Below are 20,316 nucleotides of genomic sequence, written 5' to 3' on the forward strand. Positions count from 1 at the left end.
GTCAGGCTTTCTCTCAGGCCGCCTGTCGCCCCCACTGCGGGAACGGGTCCGGCAGGCCAGCATAGGCCCCGGCGTCGAATGGCGTTTCGGTATCGGCATCCACAAGGCAGGCATCCAGTGCCGCACGGATCAGCTTTTCATCCATATTGGTTCCGATGAAGACGATTTCCTGACGGCGATCACCGAAAGCCTTGTCCCAGTTTGCCTCAATCAGAGCCTGTAGTTCCGGGTGATCCGGCCAGCGGCTTTGCGGTACAGCCGCCCACCAGCGCCCAAGCGGCACGGAACGGGCAATTGATCCGGCAAGCGAAAACTCTCCGGCAAAATCCGGTCGTGTTGCCAGCCAGAAATGACCTTTGGCGCGGATCAGGCCAGGCCATGTGGCGCGGGAAAACAGGGCGAATTTTTCCGGATGGAACGGCTTGCGTGCGCGATAGACGAAGCTCGAAATCCCGTATTCCTCGGTTTCCGGCACATGATCGGCAAAGCCATAAAGTTCTTTTGCCCAGAGCGGATGCTGACTGGCCTTATCCTCGGAAAACAGGCCGGTATCCAGCACCTGGTCCAGATCTACCTTGCTGAAATCGGTCTCGATCACCTTTGCATCCACATTCAGTGCGCGCACAACCTTGCGGACATTTTCGCGCTCTTCGGCTGCAACCGCGGAGATTTTATTGATGACTACAACGTCGGCAAATTCAATCTGTTCGACATGCAGGTCCACCAGCGTGCGGTCGTCGCCATCACCGGCCACTTCGCCGCGATCACTCAAGAATTCGTGGCTTCCATATTCTCTCAAAAGGTTCACCGCATCGACAACCGTCACCATGGTGTCAAGACGCGCCAGATCCGAAAGACTGAAGTCATTTTCATCGCGCCAGGAGAAGGTCGCAGCCACAGGCAGCGGCTCTGCTATGCCTGTACCTTCAATGAGGAGATATTCGAACCGTCCATCCTCGCTCAACCTGCGCACTTCACTCAGAAGATCGTCGCGAAGGGTGCAACAGATGCAGCCATTGGTCATTTCGACGAGTTTCTCGTCTGTACGCGAAAGGTCCGCACCGCCATCGCGCACGAGGTCGGCATCGATATTAACCTCACTCATGTCGTTGACGATGACGGCAACCTTGCGGCCCTCGCGGTTGTTCAGGATGTGGTTCAAAAGCGTGGTTTTGCCTGCACCGAGAAATCCGGACAGGACAGTGACGGGCAGACGGCGATCAGTTTCAGTTTGCATCTTGGCCTCTTTTTTGTAATGTTATACTATAACTAATTGAGGTTGCATTTTTCGTCAATGGTGAAGGCTTGTCCGTCACGCTCCTTGTATCTGACGTTCGTTCAGAGCAAGCGAAACACGGCGACGACCTTCAGATTCGGGTGACGAGCGCATCGGCCGGGAAATCGGAATGATTTACGGAAAGCACGATGCGTAGATTCAACAAGTCAGAGCGTCCTTTGTGCGCACGAACGAATGCACGGCGCTAGCGGCGAGAGGCGTTGAGGGGCAGGAAAGACGCCGGCAGTGCCGCGCTTCACCGCATCCGTGCAAGGCTCATCGAAATATGAGCACGGCGCATATGACCGACAGCATCAAGATTGTTCTGCTCCAGCGCCGTGACAATGTCCTCGGTCTCACGGCAGTAGACTTCGGCCTCTTTTTCCAGATCGATGGCGGATGCTGTGATCTTCTCCAGCCAGATGCGGGCTGTCCGGAAATAAAGCCGTTCGCTGATTTTGCGCAGTGGCTGATTTTTGGTGAGCGTTAAAAGAAGCAGGAACATATCGCGGTCGAGCGCAGCGAAATCCCGCGCTTCAGGATTTTCGCGCAGCGCTTCGGCCCTTTGATTCATGACGCGGAAAGCCTCAATCAACGGCCCGGTCACCGCCACCGGCTCGAGGCTTGTGACCAGCACCATCAGTTCCATACGCAGCTGATAGACCTGCATCAGTTCCTGAACATCCACATCGGTCACCATCGTTCCGACACCATGGACGGAAGAAACCAGCCCCTCATCTTCCAACTTGGCCAGCACCCGGCGCAAAGGCGTGCGCGACGTGCCGAACTCGGCTGCCAGCTCGGCTTCGGAAAGCCGCATACCTGGGGGATAATCCAGCATGCAGATGCGCTCACGAATGATATCGTGAATCTGGGCGTAGCGGTTGCGCGCTGCCGGCGCATGCTCGTCGTCTGAGGCTTTGTCGGTTATATCCATCGTTCCGCCAGCTTATCGAGCATGTTCAGACATTTCTCAAGCTCTGCGACAGCGATAAATTCATCCGGCGTATGCGCCTGATCGATCGAGCCCGGACCGCAGACAACAACGTCCATACCCACATCCTGAAAGAACCCGGCCTCCGTGCCAAAGGGCACGAGGTGCGCGGCATTCTGGCCTGTGAGTGCAAACACAAGATCGCGGGCGGCATTGTAGGCTCTGGGTTCCAGCGCGGCAGCCTCACCTACGATCTCGGTTTCAATTGCCGCTTCAGGGGCAACAGAGCGCATCAGCGGCAGAAGTTCATGCTCGCAATAATCTGCTATCTGCCGTTTCACATAAGCCAGATCATTCGCCACGACAGGCCGCGTTTCCCATTTTAGCACAGCACGCGGCGCAATCACATTATGTGACATGCCGCCTTCCAGACCACCAATATTCAGCGTTGAATGCGGTGGCTGATACCCGGTTCCTTCCGGGGTGTGCTCCATCAGCCCGGTGCGCAGTTCAATCAGCCGGTTGATGTAGCGCGCGGCATATTCCACCGCGTTGATCCCCAGTTCAGGTGCAGATGAGTGGCCCGAGCGACCGGTAAACGTCACAGTATATTCGCAGCATCCTTTATGCCCCTCAATCACCTTCATGCGCGTGGGCTCGCCGACAATGGCCATGGCAGGCACGATTTCACGTTCGCGCAGATGGGCAACAAGGGACTGAACCCCGACACACCCCACCTCCTCATCATGCGTAAAGGCAAAATGGACAGGCCTGCGCTGCGCCGCGGCGGCCAGCACATCCAGTTTGGTAAGACAGCAGGCAATGAAGCCCTTCATATCGCAGGTGCCGCGCCCGAACAGGTGGCCGTCGCGTTCTGCAAGTGTAAAGGGATAGCTGGTCCACAGCTGCTCATCGACCGGCACCACATCCGTGTGACCGGAAAGCACGATACCCCCTGGCTTTTCCGGGCCAAGGGTTGCGAAAAGATTGGCCTTGGTGCCGGTTGCGTCCGTCACGAACTCAAGGCGGGCCCCGGCATCGGAAAGCCGTTCTGCAATATAGGCAATGATCGGCAGATTGCTTTGCGAGGAAACCGACGGAAAGCCAACCAGATCTCTGAGAATATCCTTACAGGTTTCGATATCTTGCATCAGTCTTTGACATACAGCTTACGCGGCACAGTGCAGAGGGCTTCTGCCGGGCCGCTGTCTTTGATCAGAATGGTTTCGGTCATTTCAAGCCCCCAGTCATCCATCCAGATGCCGGGCATGAAGTGGATCGTCATACCAGGCTGCAACACCGTGTCGTCACTGAAACGGATGCTCACTGTATGCTCGCCCCAGTCCGGCGGATAAGCCAGCCCTGTGGCATAGCCGGCGCGGTTGGGCCTTGTGATCCCGACTTTCTTGAGTGCAGCTTCCAGCGCCTTGGCAATATCGCTGGCGCGGCTGCCGGCTTTTGCTGCCTCGATACCTGCATTCAGCCCTTCCATCTGTGCCTCGGCTGCATCCCGCATAAACTGCGGCGGCCTGCCGAGAAAGATCGTACGCGACAGCGGCGCATGATAGCGGCGATAGCATCCCGCTTGTTCAATAAAGGTCGCCTCACCGGTTTTGAATGTGTCACCGCTCCATGTCAGATGTGGCGCAGATGCATCGGCTCCCGACGGCAGAAGCGGCATGATCGCAGGATAATCGCCCCAATCCTCTCCCACACCATCGATAGCGGCTTTCATCACCTCGCCGACCAGATGGTTTTTCCGCATTCCCGGTTCGGCAAGTGCCAGCGCATGGGTCATCACCTTGTCCGAGATTCTGGCGGCCTTGCGCATGAAAGCGATTTCCGCCGCGGACTTGATGACACGTTGCCAGTCCAGGAGGCCCGAGGCATCAACCAGCTGCGCACTTGGCAAACCTGATTGCAAGGCGATATGGCCAGCTGCTGAATAATAATAGGCACGCATCTCGACGCCGATCCGGGCGCGCTCGAACCCGAGCATCTTCAGCTTTTCAGCCAGATCATCCATTGGATGACATTCATTGGCCTGAATGAAAAAATCTTCATAGTGAAGAATATAATCATCCGAAAGCGTCGTGGTGCGCCGCGCGCCGTTGGCGTCCATCAGCCGCCCCCACCAGTAAGCCTCGCCGTCCAGCGGCACGATCAGTCCCTGATCGACATAAAACGACCAGCCATCATAACCGGTCAGCCAGTTCATGCCTGCCGGTGTGGTGACGAACAGGACATCAAGTCCCTGCTTTCCCATTGCCTGCCGCGTTAGCGCCAGACGCCGCTGATATTCCTTTTTTTCAAAGGGCATCTGCTGTGCTGCCATGCCATTCCCCATTTATATTTGTGCACAACACAATTTTCACCTTCCAGAGAAGCCCTGAACGCGGCGTTTTTTATCGCTTTTTGGGATTATTTCGCTTGACTTTCGATGATTGCAACTCTGTTGTACACAACAGTAATGCGCTTTTTGAAGCCGGTGCAATCGATTTCTTTCAACAGCGCAAAAACACTGTCCGGTATAAGGTTCCGACCGATGGCGGACTGACCTGATCTGACCTTGCCCCATGAGGAATGCCATGCTCACCAACGACCAGCTTGACCGCTTCGACCGCGAAAACTTTTTCCACCCTTCTACGCATCTTGCACAGCACGCCCGTGGCGAAAGCCCGAGCCGGATCGTCAAAACCGCAAAGGGTGTTTTTATTGAAGATCGCGATGGCAAAAAACTTCTGGATGGCTTTGGTGGTCTTTACTGCGTCAATGTCGGCTATGGGCGTGAAAGCATTATTGAAGCCATTGCCGACCAGGCAAAGGAGTTGGCCTACTACCACGCCTATGCCGGCCACGGCACGGAGGCCTCGATCAATCTGGCAAAGATGGTCATGGACCGCGCGCCGGACCATATGTCCAAGGTCTATTTCGGCTTGTCTGGCTCGGACGCGAATGAGACGAACATCAAGCTGGTCTGGTACTACAACAACATTCTTGGCCGTCCGGAAAAGAAGAAGATCATTTCGCGGCGTCGCGGTTATCATGGCTCCGGCCTGATGACCGGTTCACTGACCGGACTTCCCGGCTTTCAGAAAAAGTTCGACCTGCCGCTCGATCGCATTCTCCACACCGAGGCCCCATATTACTTCCGCCGCGACGACCTTTCGATGAGCGAGGCCGATTTCGTTTCGCATTGCGTGGATGAACTGGAAGTGATGATTGCACGCGAAGGTGCCGACACGATTGCGGCCTTTATTGGCGAACCCGTGCTGGGTACCGGTGGCATTGTGCCCCCGCCTGCCGGCTACTGGGAAGCGATTTCAGCCGTGCTTGAAAAGCATGATATCATGCTGATCGCCGACGAAGTCGTCACCGGTTTCGGCCGTCTTGGCACCATGTTCGGGTCTGAGCATTACGGCCTCAAGCCGGACCTGATTACCATCGCCAAGGGCCTGACGTCGGCTTATGCGCCACTGTCCGGCTCAATCGTTTCGGAGAAAATGTGGAAAGTGCTGGAGCAGGGAACCGATGAAAACGGCCCGATCGGTCACGGGTGGACCTATTCTGCCCATCCGATTGGAGCTGCTGCAGGTATCGCCAACCTGAAACTTATCGATGAACTGAACCTGGTTCAAAATGCCGGAGAAACCGGCGCCTATCTGCGCCATACCATGAAAGAAGCCATTGGCGACCATCCTCACGTCGGCGATATCCGCGGCGAAGGCATGCTGATGGCCGTGGAATTCGTTAAGGACAAGGCCGACCGGACATTCTTTGAGGCGTCGGACAAGATGGGCTACAAACTGGCCGCAGCGCTGCTTTCAGAAGGGGTGATCGCCCGTGCTATGCCGGAAGGCGATATTCTGGGCTATGCGCCACCGCTATGCCTGACACGCGAAGAGGCCGATCAGATCGTCAATGCGACCCATAAGGCCGTTACAACTGTTCTTGGCTGAAATCGGTGGCCCTGAACGGATAATATTGCTGAAATCAGGCCGGGCTGTAATGCCCGGCCTTTAACGTTCGTCGCAATGACGAAACACCCGCAAAAGCGCGTGATAAACAACGTGCAACAACAAAAGCACCAGCCCGCTGACGACAGCCAGACGGCTTAATGGAAACAACAGACTTTCCTGCAGCATTCCGCTTGCGCTCGTGTGTGCATAAAAACAGGCATTAAAGGTCCAGGCGGCCACGCCGACAACGACCATTATGAGCCCGGCAATTTTCATCTCCGATCTCCGTCACATTGGAATGCTGGATTTTCGACACCGGCCCTGGCATGAGCACTTTAAGTCCTGTACGCGTTCATGTCGTTTTGGCCGAAGGTGCGAGGTAACATATACAAAGTGATCGCCGTGCAGCTATGTTGATCTGAGTATTATCTGTTTATGGCTTTTTAAAGCCGCTTCGTGCAGACATTCTAATCTGCATACCAACATGGCAAGCAAGGCAGAAATGACAAAAAAAAGCCGGAATCAAGTACAAGAAAAACGCGCATTGATTGCACTATCATTGAGGAAATACAACCAAAACGTCAAAATCATTTGACAACATTATAACACCTAGGCTTCAACCTGATTTCGCAACAGGGTTCTCTGCGAATTGTCGTGATTGTTTCACAATCGCTTCATCAAAAAAGAGCAGGAGCCGGGTCAGTTCACTAACGATTTCGCCTGACGCACTGACGCCAAGCGAGAGAACGCGGAGAAACACCAATGCTAATCGCTATTGTCATTGTGGCAGCATTGTTCGGATTGCTCTTTGGTTTCGACCAGGGTGTCATTTCGGGCGCATTGCCCTTCATCAAGCAGGACTTCGTCGTCACCCCGTTCATGGAGGGCGTGATCACATCCGCCGTCCCGCTCGGCGCGGTTGCCGGTACCATCGTCGCGATGGTCACCACGGACAAATATGGGCGAAAGCCGATGCTTGTCCTCGGCGCCATCATCTTCTTCGTCGGCTCGCTCGCCTCTGCTCTGGCGTTTGACCAGTATATTCTGACGCTCTCACGTCTTCTGATTGGTGTGGGTATCGGCGCCTCGGCAATGACCGCACCGATGTTTCTGGCGGAAGTGGCCCCGGCACGGATCCGCGGTACGATCGTTTCGGCTTTTCAGCTGATGATCACCATCGGTATTATGGTGTCATACATGTCGAACGCTGCCTTTGGAGCGTCGGGAGACTGGCGCTGGATGATTGGTGTCGGCGTGTTCCCGGCCATCATCGCTTTTGTTGGTATCCTCCTCTCACCGGAAACACCACGCTGGCTGACGCTGAACAAGAACGCAGACAAGGCACGCGATATCATCGCCCACCTTCAGCCAGAAGCGACAGATGCCGATCTTGACCGCATCATCCATGAGATCAAGGAAAGTGCACATGAGGAAGACGCAAAGCCCGCATGGAGCACCTTCCTGAAGAAGGGGATCCTGCCGGTCACAAGCTTTGCCATGATCGTCTTCGTGCTTCAGCAGCTTTCCGGTATCAACGCGATCATCTATTACGCCCCGGAAATTTTCAAACAGGCTGGCTTTTCCGGCCAGATGACACAGCTTCTTGCAACGGTCGGCGTGGGTGTCGTCAATGTCGCCCTGACAATCGTTGCGATGTATCTCGTAGAGTCGATCGGTCGCCGCAAGCTTCTCATTCTCGGCTTTGTTGGCACATCGATCAGCATGGCCGTTGTGACCGGCGCAACCATGGCTGCCATACCGGCAAGTCCCTATATCGCGCTGTTCGGCATCTTTGCCTTTATCGCCTTCTTCGCGGTCAGTCTCGGTCCGTTGCCCTGGCTTTACATGTCCGAGCTGTTTCCGCTTCGTCTTCGCCCGCGCGGTATGGCGCTGGCTTCGGTCGCAAACTGGTTCTTCAACTTCATCGTTGCCTTGTTGTTCCCGGTTCTTCTCAGCGGCATCGGCATTGTCGGCACCTTCGGTATTTTCACGATCTGCTGTGTCGCTGGCATTATCTATGCCATCGCCGTAGCACCGGAAACCAAAGGCGTTTCGCTGGAAGAAATCGAACAACGCATGGTTATGGAAAGCTGATCATAAAGCTTTTCAGCCTGCCAATTCTCAAAAAAGCCCGCGGCGCTGCTCTGCGGGCTTTTGTCGTTTGCACGCCTTAACCATGCCCCAAAGGACTACGACTAATGGCTGCATTGCTGTGGCCAGTACAAATGGGCGAATAATGCAGCGGGAGACACAGACTGCCGTTTCCATGAGACGGTCAGTCAGGCGGGAGGAGCACTGATGAAGACCCATATGGTCCGGACCTACACGTCATCCGAAGGTCTTGCACGACACGATCAGCTAGCCTGGAAGATCGCGGCTGTGGCCGCAGATGATGTACCGCTGGATGATGATGTGGTGGAGATGATCGGCAACCGCATCATCGATAATGCCTCGGTGGCAGCCGCTTCGCTGGCGCGGCGCCCGATTGTGAGCGCACGCGCGCAGGCCATGTCTCACCCGTTTTCTCGCGGGGCATGCCTGTTCGGTCTGCCGGATGCAGAACGTTTTTCACCGGAGTGGGCCGCCTGGGCCAATGGCGTGGCCGTGCGCGAGCTCGACTATCACGACACGTTTCTGGCCGCCGATTATTCCCACCCCGGTGATAATATACCGCCGGTTCTGTCCGTGGCCCAGCATTGCGGTCTGTCTGGCGAAGCGTTGGCCAGAGGCATTGCCACGGGATATGAAATTCAGGTCAATCTGGTCAAAGGTATCTGCCTGCATGAGCACAAGATCGATCATATTGCCCATCTCGGCCCTTCGGCAGCGGCTGGTATCGGCACGGCCCTCAAACTGGATCACGAGACGATTTATCAGGCAGTGCAGCAGGCTTTGCACCTGACGACAACAACCCGGCAATCGCGCAAGGGCGAGATTTCCAGCTGGAAGGCCTATGCCCCCGCATTTGCCGGCAAGGTCGCGGTTGAAGCTGTTGACCGGGCTATGCGCGGTGAAGGTGCACCATCGCCGGCATGGGAAGGCGAAGACGGATTCATCGCCTGGCTGCTTTCCGGCCCGAAAGCGCTCTATGAAGTTCCCCTGCCCGGCCCCGGCGAGGCCAAACGTGCGATCATGGATACCTACACCAAGGAACACTCAGCCGAATATCAAAGCCAGGCCCTGATTGATCTGGCCCGACGCATGGGACCAAAGATCGGCGATCTTTCCGAAGTCCGGTCGATCCTGATCGAAACAAGTCACCACACGCATTATGTGATCGGTACCGGCGCCAATGATCCGCAAAAGATGGATCCCAATGCCAGCCGGGAGACCCTCGACCACTCGATCATGTATATCTTCGCCGTAGCGCTGGAAGACGGCGGCTGGCATCATGAGCGCTCATATGCACCGGAACGCGCCCGCAGGCCGGAGACAGTCGCTCTTTGGCACAAGATTGAAACCACGGAGCATCCGGAATGGACGAAACGCTATCACAGCCACGATCCGGCTGAAAAAGCCTTTGGCGGACATGTGACGGTGGCCATGAACGATGGCCGTGTGATTGAGGACGAACTGACCGTGGCCGATGCGCACCCTCTTGGGGCCCGGCCCTTCAGCCGCCCGGACTATGTGCGCAAATTCCGTATGCTGGCTGACGGCATCGTTGATGCCGATGAACAGGACCGGTTTCTGGATATGGTGGACCAGCTGATCACCCTTACACCGGCAGAGGTGCTTGAGCTGAATTTTACCGCCCTGCCGGACAAGCTGGGTCCGCCCGCCAGAACCGGTATTTTTGACTGGTCCTGAACCACCTGCGGCATGCTTTGAGGAGGGCATGGCGGAGCGTATTGCTTTTGAGGAGGAGCATCATGTCCGAACTGAAAAAGCCGAAGAAATCGGTGGCGCTTTCCGGCGTCGTTGCTGGCAATACAGCGCTTTGCTCGGTCGGGCAGAGCGGCAACGATCTGCATTATCGCGGCTACGACATTCTCGATATTGCAGAAACCTGCGATTTTGAAGAGATCGCCTACCTTCTGGTACACGGCGAACTGCCAAACAGGGCCGCCCTTGCCGCTTACAAAGCCAAGCTCAGAGCGCTACGCGGCCTGCCGACACAGGTGAAACAGGCGCTGGAACTGCTGCCCGCCGCGGCACACCCGATGGATGTGATGCGTACCGGCGTTTCGGTTCTTGGCTGCGTTTTGCCGGAAACGGCCGACCACAACATACCCGGCACCCGTGATATTGCCGACAAGCTTCTGGCCTCGCTCAGCTCGATGCTGATCTACTGGTATCACTTTTCACACAATGGCCGCCGCATTGATGTCGAGACCACGGACGATTCCATCGGCGGACATTTTCTGCACCTTCTGCACGGCGAACGACCGCCCGAAAGCCATGTGCGGGCAATGCACACATCACTGATCCTTTATGCCGAACACGAATTCAACGCCTCAACATTTACCGCACGTTCAATCACCGGCACGGGCACTGATTTCTATTCCGCCATTTGCGGGGCAATCGGGGCTTTGCGCGGCCCGAAACATGGCGGCGCCAACGAAGTGGCATTCGAGATTCAGAAACGTTACACGACCGCCGATGAAGCCGAGGCCGATATCCGCGCGCGCGTGGCGGACAAGGAAGTCATCATCGGCTTCGGCCATCCGGTTTATACCATTGCCGACCCACGCAACCGGGTGATCAAGGAGGTGGCCCGCACACTCTCTAAGGAAGCCGGTACGATGAAGATGTTCGAGATCGCAGACCGCATCGAAGTAACGATGGCCGATGCCCGCAACATGTTCGCAAATCTCGATTGGTTCTCGGCCGTTTCCTATCACATGATGGGTGTGCCGACCGCGATGTTTACACCGCTTTTTGTGATCGCGCGAACGGCTGGCTGGGCGGCTCATATCATCGAGCAGCGCGAGGACAAAAAGATCATCCGTCCCTCTGCAAACTATATCGGGCCGGAAAACCGGCCTTTCGTATCCATTGATCAACGCCCGTAAAGGAGACGGCTTATGCCTTACCTGATGTCAGCCGATCTGCCGGATGAACCGGCCGGCATTCGCTTTCGCCGCGCCGTGGAGAGGCGTGAAATCGTCACCATGCCGGGCGTCCATAATGGCATGGCAGCGCTTCAGGCTAAAAAGACCGGATTTGAAGCGCTTTATCTTTCCGGCGCAGCAATGACTGCCTCAATGGGCATTCCCGATCTTGGTATGATCACCGTTGACGAGGTCGCATTTTTTATTCGCCAGATCACACGGGCCAGTGGGCTGCCGCTTCTCGTTGATGGCGACACAGGCTATGGCGAGGCACTGAATGTCATGCACATGGTCCGCACATTCGAGGATGCGGGCGCAGCGGCTGTTCATATCGAAGATCAGCTACTGCCGAAGAAATGCGGCCACCTGAATGACAAGAAACTGGCCAACCCGCACGACATGGCCGCAAAAATTGCTGCGGCAGCAAAAGCACGACGGCATCTTTATATCATTGCCCGCACGGATGCGGCCGCCAGCGAAGGCATGGATGGAGCCGTGGCACGCGCTAAGATGTTCATGGATGCTGGCGCAGATGCAATCTTCCCGGAAGCTCTGACCACTGCCGATATGTTCCGCGAATTCGCCGAACGTATGGACGGTGTCCCACTTCTTGCCAATATGACTGAATTTGGCCGCACACCTTATATGACGGCGAGCGAATTCGAGGCTTTGGGCTACAAAATGGTGATCTTCCCGGTGTCATCGCTCCGGGTGGCCAACAAAGCGCAGGAACGGCTGTTTCACACCCTGAAACAGACAGGTTCAACGAAGAATGAACTTGAGAATATGCAGACACGGGCGGAGCTTTACGACACGATCGGCCTTGCGGAGTATGAAGCGCTTGATGCCACCATTGTCAGTACCGTTCTGCCCACGCCGGAGAAATAGGAAACGCCGGGCCCGCGGGGCTGTCGGTTGCGTCATTCAAGACAGAATGATGAAACATGCATGAGTGAAAGACCTTTTTCACTCATGGTCCTTGCCTTGGCTTTGAGGACGCGATAGCGGACGACCTGACTTGCCGCAGACGGCATTTTTCACGAAATCCATGCTCCTCCCTTTCAGGCAATCCGGCCATGCCTCATTTCCTGCCCCCTGCCCTGCTGTTTCTGGGCAATGCAACGCTGTTTATCTCACTTTTCGTGCGCATGCCGGAAATCTCGGCAGACATGGGCGTGGGGAAGTCCGCGCTCGGCATTGCGATTTTCGGGGCCTCAATCGGCACATTTCTCGCTCTGCCGGTAGCAGGGCGCATTACAAACCGACTGACGCCCCGCATTGCTGCGACGCTGGCGCTCGGCCTGATGGCACCGCTGATCCCGCTGATGAGTATCATGCCCTATTGGGCCTTCATGCTGGGCTTTGTCAGCTTCGGGTTTATCCGTACTGTTCTGGATGTGGCGGCCAATATGGTCGCGATGGAAGTGGAAAAGACCACCGGTGTGAAAGTGCTTTCCCGGTCGCACGGTTTCTGGTCGGTTGGTCTTCTGATCGGCTCGCTCTATGGCGGGTTCATGGCCGGGCAGGATATCACACCGTTTCCCCACCTGATCACGGTTGCCGTTGCCATTATGGCGCTGGCACTGATCGAATTGCGGCTTCTGCCCAAAGGCGGCGTTTCAACGACATCCGGCAGTGGCGGCAAGATTTTTGTTGTGCCGGACAAGGCCGTGCTTCTGGTCTGCGCCATTGTCTTCGGCCTCGCGATTGCAGAAGGCACGATTTATGACTGGGGGATTTTTTACTTTCGCAATGTGCTGGGCGCCTCACCCGCCAATGCAGGTCTGCTGTTTGCCTGCTTCACCGCCAGCATGGGCCTGATGCGCATGTTTGGCGACCAGTTGCGTGGCCGCTTCACACCCGTTCACCTGCTCAGATTTTCGGTTGTCTGCGTTTTCAGCGGCATCACCGTTCTTGTCGCATTCCCGAATATCGTCGTCGGCGCATTCGCGCTCATCGTCGTCGGCGCTGGTGTGGCGCTCAACATGCCGGTCGCAGTCGCCGCTGTGACACAGCTTCCCGGCCGGTCGGCAGCGGATAATCTGGCCGCAATGACACTGGCACTGATGCTTTCAACGCTCGGCGTTCCGCCATTGATGGGAACCGTGGCCGAACATTTCGGCCTGCAGGTCACCTTCCTTCTGCTGCTGCCAATGCTGGTTGTCAGCTTCTGGCTGGCACCGCGTGCCTATCGCGACATGTGATCAGGATCAGCTGAAGGCCTTGAAAGTCACCAGCGTGAACGTGTCCTTCACGCCTTTGATGGTCTGCAGCTGGCTGGTGACGAAATGCCCGATATCGGCCTCGTCCGGCAGATAGAACTTGGCCAGCAGATCATAGTGGCCGGAAGTGGAATAAATCTCCGAGGTCTCTTCCAGCGTGCGCACGACGATATCGGCAACCTCATAAGCTTCACCGGGATCGCATTTGAACTGAACGAATATCGCCTTCATAGTCTGCCTCGTATCATATTGCCGGATCGAAAATTCCGTTGTCACCGGAACTCTATAACAGATGATTATGTTTCTGAAAGGTGCGGTAGCCTTGCAAGCCGTGCCGCGCTAGCATGAGTTTCAAAATGGCAAGGGAGATTACAATGGCGATTACACCGGAACTGGAATCAAAGTTGAACGACCCGGCGCTTGCCGGTGGCGGCGCCTTCGTCGCCGGCAACTGGCGAAATGAAGCGAAGAGCGGAGAAACTTTCGAAGTCACAAACCCTTCGACCGGAGCGGTGATCGCCACTCTGCCGGATTGTGGCCCGGAGGACGTGGAAGAAGCCATTGCCGCGGCACATCGTGCGCAGAAAGAATGGGCCGCCAAAACCGGTAAGGAACGTGCCGCCATTCTGCGCAAGCTTTATGATCTTATGGTTGAAAACGCCGACGACCTGGCAACCATCCTCACCATCGAAATGGGCAAGCCCTGGAAAGAGGCACGCGGCGAAATTCTTTATGGCGGCAGTTATGTCGAATGGTTTGGCGAAGAAGCCAAACGTGCCTATGGCGACATGATCCCCGGCCACCAGGCCGATAAACGTATTATGGTGATCCGCCAGCCCATCGGCGTTGTTGGCGCGATTACGCCGTGGAATTTCCCGAACGCCATGCTGGCGCGCAAAATGGCACCGGCTCTGGCCGCCGGGTGTGCCATGGTTGCCAAGCCTGCGACCCAGACCCCTCTTTCCGCGCTTGCGCTGGCGGTTCTGGCCGAGCGCGCCGGTGTGCCGTCCGGTGTGCTCTCTGTTCTGACAGCATCCGATGCATCAATGGTCGGCAAGGCTTTCAGTGACGATGACCGCGTGCGCAAGATCACATTCACCGGCTCCACCAATGTCGGGCGAATTTTGATGCGTCAGGGTGCCGATCAGATCAAGAAGATGGGGCTCGAGCTCGGAGGTAATGCACCATTTATCGTCTTTGACGACGCTGATATTGACGCTGCAGTCGATGGCGCCATCGCTTCCAAATACCGCAATGCCGGGCAGACCTGCGTATGCTCAAACCGCCTTTATGTGCAGGCCAATGTCTATGATGCCTTTGCCGAAAAACTGGCAAAGCGCGTTTCGGAGCTTTCCGTCGGCGACGGTATGGAAGAAGGCGTCGATATCGGCCCGCTGATCGATGAGAATGCGATCAAGAAGGTCAAATCCCATGTTGAGGATGCGGTTGAAAAGGGCGCGCAGATCCAGCTCGGTGGTCGCCCTCACGCACGCGGCGGCCTCTTCTTCGAGCCGACCGTGCTGACTGATGTGACCACAGACATGAAATGCGCCCGCGAGGAAACGTTCGGTCCCGTCGCACCGCTATTCAGGTTCGAGACGGAAAAAGACGTGATCGCCATGGCCAATGATACCGAATTCGGCCTCGCCTCTTATTTCTTCTCCCGCGATGTTGCGAAAATCTTCCGCGTCGCAGAGGCGCTGGAATATGGCATTGTCGGTGTCAATACGGGGCTGATATCAACGGAAGTGGCGCCCTTTGGCGGGATCAAACAGTCCGGCATCGGCCGCGAAGGCTCAAAATACGGTCTCGATGACTATATGGAGCTGAAATATATCTGCCTCGGCGGCATCGAATAACGCGATCAACCACGAAAAAGAGCGGTCAAAAACGATAAAAGGCGGGCACCGGGCCCGCCTTTTATCAATCAGTCTTCATGCGGGAGACCTGATTAGTCCTTCGCACGCTCAACGTATGAGCCGTCTTCTGTCAGAATGACAACGCGTGTTCCGGCATCAATGTGCGGGGGAACCATGGTGCGAACGCCATTCGAAAGCATGGCTGGTTTGTATGACGACGATGCTGTCTGCCCCTTAACGACCGGCTCGGTTTCGGTCACTTCCAGCGTTACCTGACGCGGAAGTTCCAGCGCAATTGCAATGCCCTCATGAATCGACAGAATGACGTTCATGCCTTCTGACAGGTAATTGGCAGAATCGCCAACATCGTCAGCGCTCATGGTCAGCTGGTCATATGTTTCCGGGTTCATGAAGTGGAACCCTTCGGCATCATTATAAAGGAAAGTGTGGTTCGTATCCTCAACGAAAGCACGCTCAACCTGCTCCGTCGTCTTCCAGCGCTCCGAGACCTTCACACCGTCAGCAATCCGGCGCATGTCAATCTGGGTGACGGGCGTGCCCTTTCCGGGATGGAAATTCTGGGCGGTGAGAACGACATAAAGCTTGCCGCCGACATCGACGACATTGCCCTTGCGCAGCGACGAGGCGATGACTTTAACCATAAGACTTCCTTTGAACGACGGTTGAGCATCAAAAAAGCACGCATCAACCTTTGAAAATTCTTGAAAGCGGACTAACCCAAATTTGATCGGAATTCTAGGCCGATTCGGAATTCCAGGCTTTACATCCACCTGCCCGGACGCGCTTTTGTCTTCGCCTGAACGCGAATCCGCAGGACCAGGGTTTGAAATCCTCCATTTCGAGCGAAAACAGGCACGGGATAAGACAAAAGCCATGAGCAAGACGGAACATATCAGCAGCGCCTGGTGGCACCCGCACCGCCATGCAGACCGGCGTGCGGCACTTCTGGCGCGAAATCGGACAAAAAGCCGGATTCTCAACTGGTTTGCCGAGCAGGATTTTATCGAAATCGATGTGCCTGCACTGCAGTTTTCGCCGGGTAACGAGACCCATCTCCATGCCTTTCATACCAGTATGATCGGCAATGACGGGGCAGCTGAAACGATGTATCTTCACACATCACCGGAATTCACCGCCAAGAAGCTGCTGGCCGCCGGGGAAGAAAAAATCGTCAGCTTCGGGCATGTCTATCGCAACCGCGAACGTGGTCCGCTGCACCATCCCGAGTTTACAATGGTGGAATGGTACCGCGCCGGTGCGCCTTTCGAGAAGCTGTACGAAGACTGCGCCGCGCTGATGATCATCGCGGCCGAAGCCGCAGGCACAGATCAGCTCCGCTGGAGAGACAGCGTCTGTGATCCGTTTGCGACGCCGGAACGCCTTTCGGTTGCCGATGCCTTTGAACAATTCGCAGGGATCAATCTCATTGCAACGATCGGAACGGACGGCACCACCCACCAGCAAGAACTGGCGGCGCAGATGCAAGACGCCGGAATTCGCTTTGCCGAGGATGATACATGGTCTGACCTTTTCTCCCGTATTCTCGTGGAAAAGGTAGAGCCGAGGCTCGGTCACCATCGTGCAACCATTCTGGAAAAATACCCGGCACCGGAGGCAGCACTGGCACGAAAAAGCCCCGATGACAATCGCATCAGCGAGCGGTTTGAGCTTTATGCCTGCGGTGTGGAACTTGCAAACGGCTTCGGCGAATTAACCGACCCAACGGAGCAACGCAGCCGGTTCGAGGTAGAGATGAGAGATAAGCTGTCGCTTTATGGCGAAGAATATCCGATCGATGAAGACTTTCTGTCGGCACTTTCGATCATGCCGGACGCAAGCGGCATTGCTCTTGGCTTCGACCGGTTGGTGATGCTGGCGGTCGGTGCCCGACGCATCGAAGACGTGCTGTGGGCACCGGTTTACGGCAAGTCAGGAAAACGTAGTCTCTGACCTCAGCTCCGGCAGGTCTTGGCGGGAATACCAAGAGCAGGTTCCAGTGTGCGCAGTATCTGGCTGCCGCCGTCGCGCAGGTTCGGATGAATAATCATCGGTGCGTTCTTCGGCCACCAGTCACCACTCGCCCAGTAGGCCCAGCCGACCCAGCGATCAGGATTGTTATCGACAACGTCAATCATCTGCTTCAGCCCCACCAGACAATTGAGGCTGTCTACCGTTCCGAACTCGCCGAGAAAGCCCTTGGCGTCATTCGCCTGCAGCCAGTTATCAAAGTCCTTCAACGCCGAAACGGCATCATTGATATGGCTGCAATTATCGGCCTTTCCGGAAAAATCAGAGTCAGCGTACTGATGCACTTCGAAAGCAAAATTATTGCTGGGGTCGACGACACCGGTCATGACAGACGCATTTGAAGGACCGTAAAAGCTCTGCGTCCAGCTATGGGCGCCGGTCCAGGCTGTTCCCGGTACAAGAACGAGATTTCCGGCACCGATATCGCGGATGGAGCGTATAGCCGCATTGGCAGCCGTCAGCCAGTCAGTTGCAGCAATATCATGCGGCTCATTCATGATGCCGAAGAGAATATCGCGGTCATTTGCAAAAACCGCACTGAGACGCTTCCAGAAATCGGCAAAGGCGGAAACCGGCACCGCCGCACTGCCGATCAGTTCGCCGTTATACCGGGCATAGTTATGCACATCGAGGATCACGACGAGTTTATTCGCCCGTGCGGTTTTGACAACATCCTGAATACGACCGAGTTCAGTGGGGTCCAGCGGCTGGTTCAGTGTCGGCTGCAGTCGCTCCCAAAGAAACGGCAGCCGTATACTGTTGAACCTGTCCGTTCCCATCGCCTCGATGGTTTCTTTCGAAGGGTAGATGTAGCCCTGACCATAGGGCTGTCCGACTGAGCCAAATTCAGCACCGGCAAGATTAATGCCTCTCAAGTTCATGCTGCAGGCCTTCGCGTTTGCTGGTGACGACAGGGCTGAAATGGCGGAAAACAGAAGGGCAAATGCTCCAGCAAATCCGGACCATCTGGTACCGGCTTTCTGACGAAATGAAGGTTCAGGAAGAGGCTGGCGCTGCATTCTCAGAGGCTCCAAAGGCAGAATAAGGCATTCATCCAAACCTATCGAAAAGGCATTAACAAAATACGGCGACCGTCGATTACAGGTAAAACGCTACTGAAATCCCCGGCACCGGTCAAATCCATCTTTCGGGAGAACAACCGGAATGGCGGCATTTTGCAGTTTTTCGTCGTCAATGGCCAATCGCACATTTCTTATGCGTAGTCTGATGCCGGACATAAGCAAGGCAAGTGTTGAAACGCTTTTGTCAAACCTCTAAAGACCGACAGGCCCCAGAACAAATAACTGGCGCCTGGTCCGGTGCTTTCAAGACAGGAAAAGATCATGAACAACTACGTCCTCACAGTGACTTGTTCTTCCCAGCGCGGCATTGTCGCTGCAATTTCGGGCTATCTTGCCGCTGAAGGCTGCAACATCATCGACAGTTCGCAGTTCGATGATCTGGAAACCGGGCGCTTTTTCATTCGCACTGTCTTCATTTCGGAAACCGGCGCCAATCTCGAACAGCTTCGTGAAGGCTTCAAAGATGTGGCCAAAGATTTCGATATGGACTTCAAGCTGCATGACGGAAACTATCGCCCCAAAACCCTGATCATGGTTTCGCGTTTCGGCCACTGCCTCAACGATCTGCTCTATCGCTGGCGCATTGGCGCCCTGCCGGTCGATATCGTCGGCGTCGTCTCCAATCATCTTGATTACCAGAAGCTGGTGGTCAATCACGACATTCCCTTCTACCACATCCCGGTGAAGAAGGAGACGAAGCCACAGGCGGAAGACAAGCTGATCGAACTGATTGAGCAAACCGAAACCGAGCTTGTTGTCCTGGCCCGCTATATGCAGGTGCTTTCAGACAGGCTTTGCAAGAAGATGGCCGGTCAGGTGATCAATATCCACCACTCATTCCTGCCAAGCTTCAAAGGCGCCAACCCTTACAAACAGGCATATCAGCGCGGTGTGAAGCTGATCGGCGCGACAGCACACTACGTGACGCCGGAACTGGACGAAGGCCCGATCATCGAGCAGGAGACCGTGCGCATTACCCACGCTCAAAGCCCGGAAGATTATGTGGCACTCGGGAGGGATGTGGAGGCACTGGTGTTGGCGCGGGCGATCCATGCCCATATTCACCATCGGGTTTTCGTAAACGGCAACCGAACCGTTGTGTTCCCGCCTTCAGCCGGATCTTATGCGTCTGAGCGGATGGGCTGACCTTGATACCTGACGCCGGACAATATACACTTTAAGTTGTATACGAAATATACGGGCATGTCTTTTCCGCGCATGCCTCTTGTTTTGCGATGACACTATCCTATCTAGCGCTCAGTAGGACAGGGCAGTGCGTTGAAGTGTCCGCATGAGGCGGAACAACTTTTTCTTTCTGCCCATTTTTTTGACACGTTTCAGAAAAAATCCTACACAAACAGGAATTATAGTCTGGTTCGTAAGTCGTCGTTCGGCTAAAACCAGTCTCGAACGATTTAGGTCGTAGAGAAAGACAGGGAGGGTGCAATGCCCTTTGGAATGTGCAAATCGCAAATTCACCACCACCCCCGCCTCGTGCGTGGGATGCATCGATGCTGTCGCTAGGCATATAACGTCATTTGTGTGCATTTTCAGGTTGAAACAATAGGATCGGAAGTCTTTAAACACTTCTGAAGCTGGTTCCATGAAAAAAGAGATGGTTGAATTCGGCGGTCAGCCGGTGGGTATCGTCGTGCCGGAGAACGGGCGACTAAAGTTTGTCGCTGTTAAATTCCATGTCCATGACCTCGATGGCCGCATTTATGAAACAATGGACGAGCTGCGCCGCGCATTGCGCGCTCATGTCGCTGCGTTGACATCAACGCCGGAGAAGGCCGCAGCCGCCAGTTAAGTCTGTCTGCAATTTTCGGCGTCACGGCGGTTGTCAGCCGGGCCGATTAGGCGCACCTTCTTTTTCGTCAG

General features: G+C 55.5%; 17 protein-coding genes and 1 pseudogene. 10 read left to right on the forward strand and 8 right to left on the reverse strand.

Going from position 1 to position 20,316, the window contains the following annotated elements; all coding sequences use genetic code 11:
- Positions 1 to 13 precede the first annotated feature (13 nt).
- From zigA to EDC90_RS06820, 4 genes are all read right to left on the reverse strand, one after another.
- Positions 14 to 1,237, reverse strand: a complete 1,224-nt coding sequence (zigA, locus tag EDC90_RS06805) for a zinc metallochaperone GTPase ZigA (protein ID WP_132309822.1) — start codon at positions 1,235 to 1,237, stop codon at positions 14 to 16.
- A 295-nt stretch (positions 1,238 to 1,532) separates the two neighbouring features.
- Positions 1,533 to 2,213, reverse strand: a complete 681-nt coding sequence (locus EDC90_RS06810; protein ID WP_132309824.1) for a GntR family transcriptional regulator — start codon at positions 2,211 to 2,213, stop codon at positions 1,533 to 1,535.
- Positions 2,204 to 3,361 (reverse strand): acetylornithine deacetylase, encoded by a 1,158-nt coding sequence (gene argE, locus EDC90_RS06815; RefSeq protein WP_132309826.1) that lies wholly within the window; start codon positions 3,359 to 3,361, stop codon positions 2,204 to 2,206. Before argE ends, EDC90_RS06810 begins: the two co-directional genes overlap by 10 nt.
- The gene (locus EDC90_RS06820) at positions 3,361 to 4,545 is read right to left on the reverse strand and encodes a M24 family metallopeptidase (protein ID WP_132309828.1); all 1,185 of its coding nucleotides are present in this window, start codon (positions 4,543 to 4,545) and stop codon (positions 3,361 to 3,363) included. Before EDC90_RS06820 ends, argE begins: the two co-directional genes overlap by 1 nt.
- A 253-nt stretch (positions 4,546 to 4,798) precedes the next feature.
- Between EDC90_RS06820 and EDC90_RS06825 the strand changes: the two genes are divergently transcribed.
- On the forward strand, positions 4,799 to 6,169 hold the full coding sequence (locus EDC90_RS06825) for an aspartate aminotransferase family protein (RefSeq protein WP_132309830.1): 1,371 nt from the start codon (positions 4,799 to 4,801) through the stop codon (positions 6,167 to 6,169).
- A gap of 60 nt (positions 6,170 to 6,229) precedes the next feature.
- Here EDC90_RS06825 and EDC90_RS06830 read toward each other — a convergent pair whose 3' ends face one another.
- Positions 6,230 to 6,445 (reverse strand): DUF3955 domain-containing protein, encoded by a 216-nt coding sequence (locus tag EDC90_RS06830; protein WP_132309832.1) that lies wholly within the window; start codon positions 6,443 to 6,445, stop codon positions 6,230 to 6,232.
- Positions 6,446 to 6,928: 483 nt separating this feature from the next.
- On the opposite strand from EDC90_RS06830, the pseudogene EDC90_RS06835 reads away from it, so the two are divergent.
- The 5 genes and pseudogenes from EDC90_RS06835 to EDC90_RS06855 form a co-directional block, all read left to right on the forward strand.
- Positions 6,929 to 8,263: pseudogene (locus tag EDC90_RS06835) on the forward strand (sugar porter family MFS transporter); the annotation flags it as partial.
- Between the two features lie 204 nt (positions 8,264 to 8,467).
- Positions 8,468 to 9,979: an MmgE/PrpD family protein gene (locus EDC90_RS06840; RefSeq protein ID WP_132309836.1), complete on the forward strand. Its 1,512-nt coding sequence runs from the start codon at positions 8,468 to 8,470 to the stop codon at positions 9,977 to 9,979.
- 62 nt (positions 9,980 to 10,041) lie between these two features.
- Positions 10,042 to 11,184, forward strand: a complete 1,143-nt coding sequence (gene prpC, locus EDC90_RS06845) for a bifunctional 2-methylcitrate synthase/citrate synthase (RefSeq protein ID WP_132309838.1) — start codon at positions 10,042 to 10,044, stop codon at positions 11,182 to 11,184.
- 12 nt (positions 11,185 to 11,196) lie between these two features.
- On the forward strand, positions 11,197 to 12,111 hold the full coding sequence (prpB, locus tag EDC90_RS06850; protein WP_132309840.1) for a methylisocitrate lyase: 915 nt from the start codon (positions 11,197 to 11,199) through the stop codon (positions 12,109 to 12,111).
- 188 nt (positions 12,112 to 12,299) lie between these two features.
- On the forward strand, positions 12,300 to 13,427 hold the full coding sequence (locus EDC90_RS06855; protein WP_132309842.1) for an MFS transporter: 1,128 nt from the start codon (positions 12,300 to 12,302) through the stop codon (positions 13,425 to 13,427).
- Between the two features lie 6 nt (positions 13,428 to 13,433).
- On the opposite strand, the gene EDC90_RS06860 is transcribed toward EDC90_RS06855, so the two are convergent.
- Entirely contained in the window at positions 13,434 to 13,676 is a 243-nt protein-coding gene (locus EDC90_RS06860) for an Lrp/AsnC family transcriptional regulator (protein WP_132309844.1), read from the reverse strand.
- Positions 13,677 to 13,819: 143 nt separating this feature from the next.
- On the opposite strand from EDC90_RS06860, the gene EDC90_RS06865 reads away from it, so the two are divergent.
- On the forward strand, positions 13,820 to 15,304 hold the full coding sequence (locus EDC90_RS06865; RefSeq protein ID WP_132309846.1) for an NAD-dependent succinate-semialdehyde dehydrogenase: 1,485 nt from the start codon (positions 13,820 to 13,822) through the stop codon (positions 15,302 to 15,304).
- Positions 15,305 to 15,396: 92 nt separating this feature from the next.
- On the opposite strand, the gene efp is transcribed toward EDC90_RS06865, so the two are convergent.
- Positions 15,397 to 15,966 carry an elongation factor P gene (efp, locus tag EDC90_RS06870; protein WP_132309848.1) on the reverse strand — a complete coding sequence of 190 codons (570 nt, stop codon included), beginning with the start codon at positions 15,964 to 15,966 and terminating at the stop codon, positions 15,397 to 15,399.
- 232 nt (positions 15,967 to 16,198) lie between these two features.
- On the opposite strand from efp, the gene epmA reads away from it, so the two are divergent.
- Positions 16,199 to 17,275, forward strand: a complete 1,077-nt coding sequence (gene epmA, locus EDC90_RS06875) for an EF-P lysine aminoacylase EpmA (protein WP_132309850.1) — start codon at positions 16,199 to 16,201, stop codon at positions 17,273 to 17,275.
- Between the two features lie 2 nt (positions 17,276 to 17,277).
- On the opposite strand, the gene EDC90_RS06880 is transcribed toward epmA, so the two are convergent.
- Positions 17,278 to 18,372, reverse strand: a complete 1,095-nt coding sequence (locus EDC90_RS06880) for a glycoside hydrolase family 5 protein (protein ID WP_132309852.1) — start codon at positions 18,370 to 18,372, stop codon at positions 17,278 to 17,280.
- Between the two features lie 324 nt (positions 18,373 to 18,696).
- Between EDC90_RS06880 and purU the strand changes: the two genes are divergently transcribed.
- Both purU and EDC90_RS06890 read left to right on the forward strand, forming a co-directional pair.
- The gene (gene purU, locus EDC90_RS06885; RefSeq protein ID WP_132309854.1) at positions 18,697 to 19,581 is read left to right on the forward strand and encodes a formyltetrahydrofolate deformylase; all 885 of its coding nucleotides are present in this window, start codon (positions 18,697 to 18,699) and stop codon (positions 19,579 to 19,581) included.
- Between the two features lie 457 nt (positions 19,582 to 20,038).
- The gene (locus EDC90_RS06890; protein ID WP_165972764.1) at positions 20,039 to 20,245 is read left to right on the forward strand and encodes a hypothetical protein; all 207 of its coding nucleotides are present in this window, start codon (positions 20,039 to 20,041) and stop codon (positions 20,243 to 20,245) included.
- Positions 20,246 to 20,316 lie beyond the last annotated feature (71 nt).

This window comes from Martelella mediterranea, from assembly GCF_004342225.1.
GTDB classification, from domain to species: Bacteria; Pseudomonadota; Alphaproteobacteria; order Rhizobiales; family Rhizobiaceae; genus Martelella; species Martelella mediterranea_B.

What these genes read in the sequence shown, in the direction of transcription:
- prpC (WP_132309838.1), top strand. Translation starts at nt 10,042, where the DNA reads ATGTCCGAACTGAAAAAGCCGAAGAAATCGGTGGCGCTTTCCGGCGTC.
- EDC90_RS06830 (WP_132309832.1), bottom strand. Translation starts at nt 6,445, where the DNA reads ATGAAAATTGCCGGGCTCATAATGGTCGTTGTCGGCGTGGCCGCCTGG.
- EDC90_RS06880 (WP_132309852.1), bottom strand. Translation starts at nt 18,372, where the DNA reads ATGCAGCGCCAGCCTCTTCCTGAACCTTCATTTCGTCAGAAAGCCGGT.
- EDC90_RS06855 (WP_132309842.1), top strand. Translation starts at nt 12,300, where the DNA reads ATGCCTCATTTCCTGCCCCCTGCCCTGCTGTTTCTGGGCAATGCAACG.
- EDC90_RS06840 (WP_132309836.1), top strand. Translation starts at nt 8,468, where the DNA reads ATGAAGACCCATATGGTCCGGACCTACACGTCATCCGAAGGTCTTGCA.
- zigA (WP_132309822.1), bottom strand. Translation starts at nt 1,237, where the DNA reads ATGCAAACTGAAACTGATCGCCGTCTGCCCGTCACTGTCCTGTCCGGA.
- EDC90_RS06860 (WP_132309844.1), bottom strand. Translation starts at nt 13,676, where the DNA reads ATGAAGGCGATATTCGTTCAGTTCAAATGCGATCCCGGTGAAGCTTAT.
- efp (WP_132309848.1), bottom strand. Translation starts at nt 15,966, where the DNA reads ATGGTTAAAGTCATCGCCTCGTCGCTGCGCAAGGGCAATGTCGTCGAT.
- EDC90_RS06820 (WP_132309828.1), bottom strand. Translation starts at nt 4,545, where the DNA reads ATGGCAGCACAGCAGATGCCCTTTGAAAAAAAGGAATATCAGCGGCGT.
- argE (WP_132309826.1), bottom strand. Translation starts at nt 3,361, where the DNA reads ATGCAAGATATCGAAACCTGTAAGGATATTCTCAGAGATCTGGTTGGC.
- EDC90_RS06865 (WP_132309846.1), top strand. Translation starts at nt 13,820, where the DNA reads ATGGCGATTACACCGGAACTGGAATCAAAGTTGAACGACCCGGCGCTT.
- prpB (WP_132309840.1), top strand. Translation starts at nt 11,197, where the DNA reads ATGCCTTACCTGATGTCAGCCGATCTGCCGGATGAACCGGCCGGCATT.
- epmA (WP_132309850.1), top strand. Translation starts at nt 16,199, where the DNA reads ATGAGCAAGACGGAACATATCAGCAGCGCCTGGTGGCACCCGCACCGC.
- EDC90_RS06810 (WP_132309824.1), bottom strand. Translation starts at nt 2,213, where the DNA reads ATGGATATAACCGACAAAGCCTCAGACGACGAGCATGCGCCGGCAGCG.
- EDC90_RS06825 (WP_132309830.1), top strand. Translation starts at nt 4,799, where the DNA reads ATGCTCACCAACGACCAGCTTGACCGCTTCGACCGCGAAAACTTTTTC.
- purU (WP_132309854.1), top strand. Translation starts at nt 18,697, where the DNA reads ATGAACAACTACGTCCTCACAGTGACTTGTTCTTCCCAGCGCGGCATT.
- EDC90_RS06890 (WP_165972764.1), top strand. Translation starts at nt 20,039, where the DNA reads ATGAAAAAAGAGATGGTTGAATTCGGCGGTCAGCCGGTGGGTATCGTC.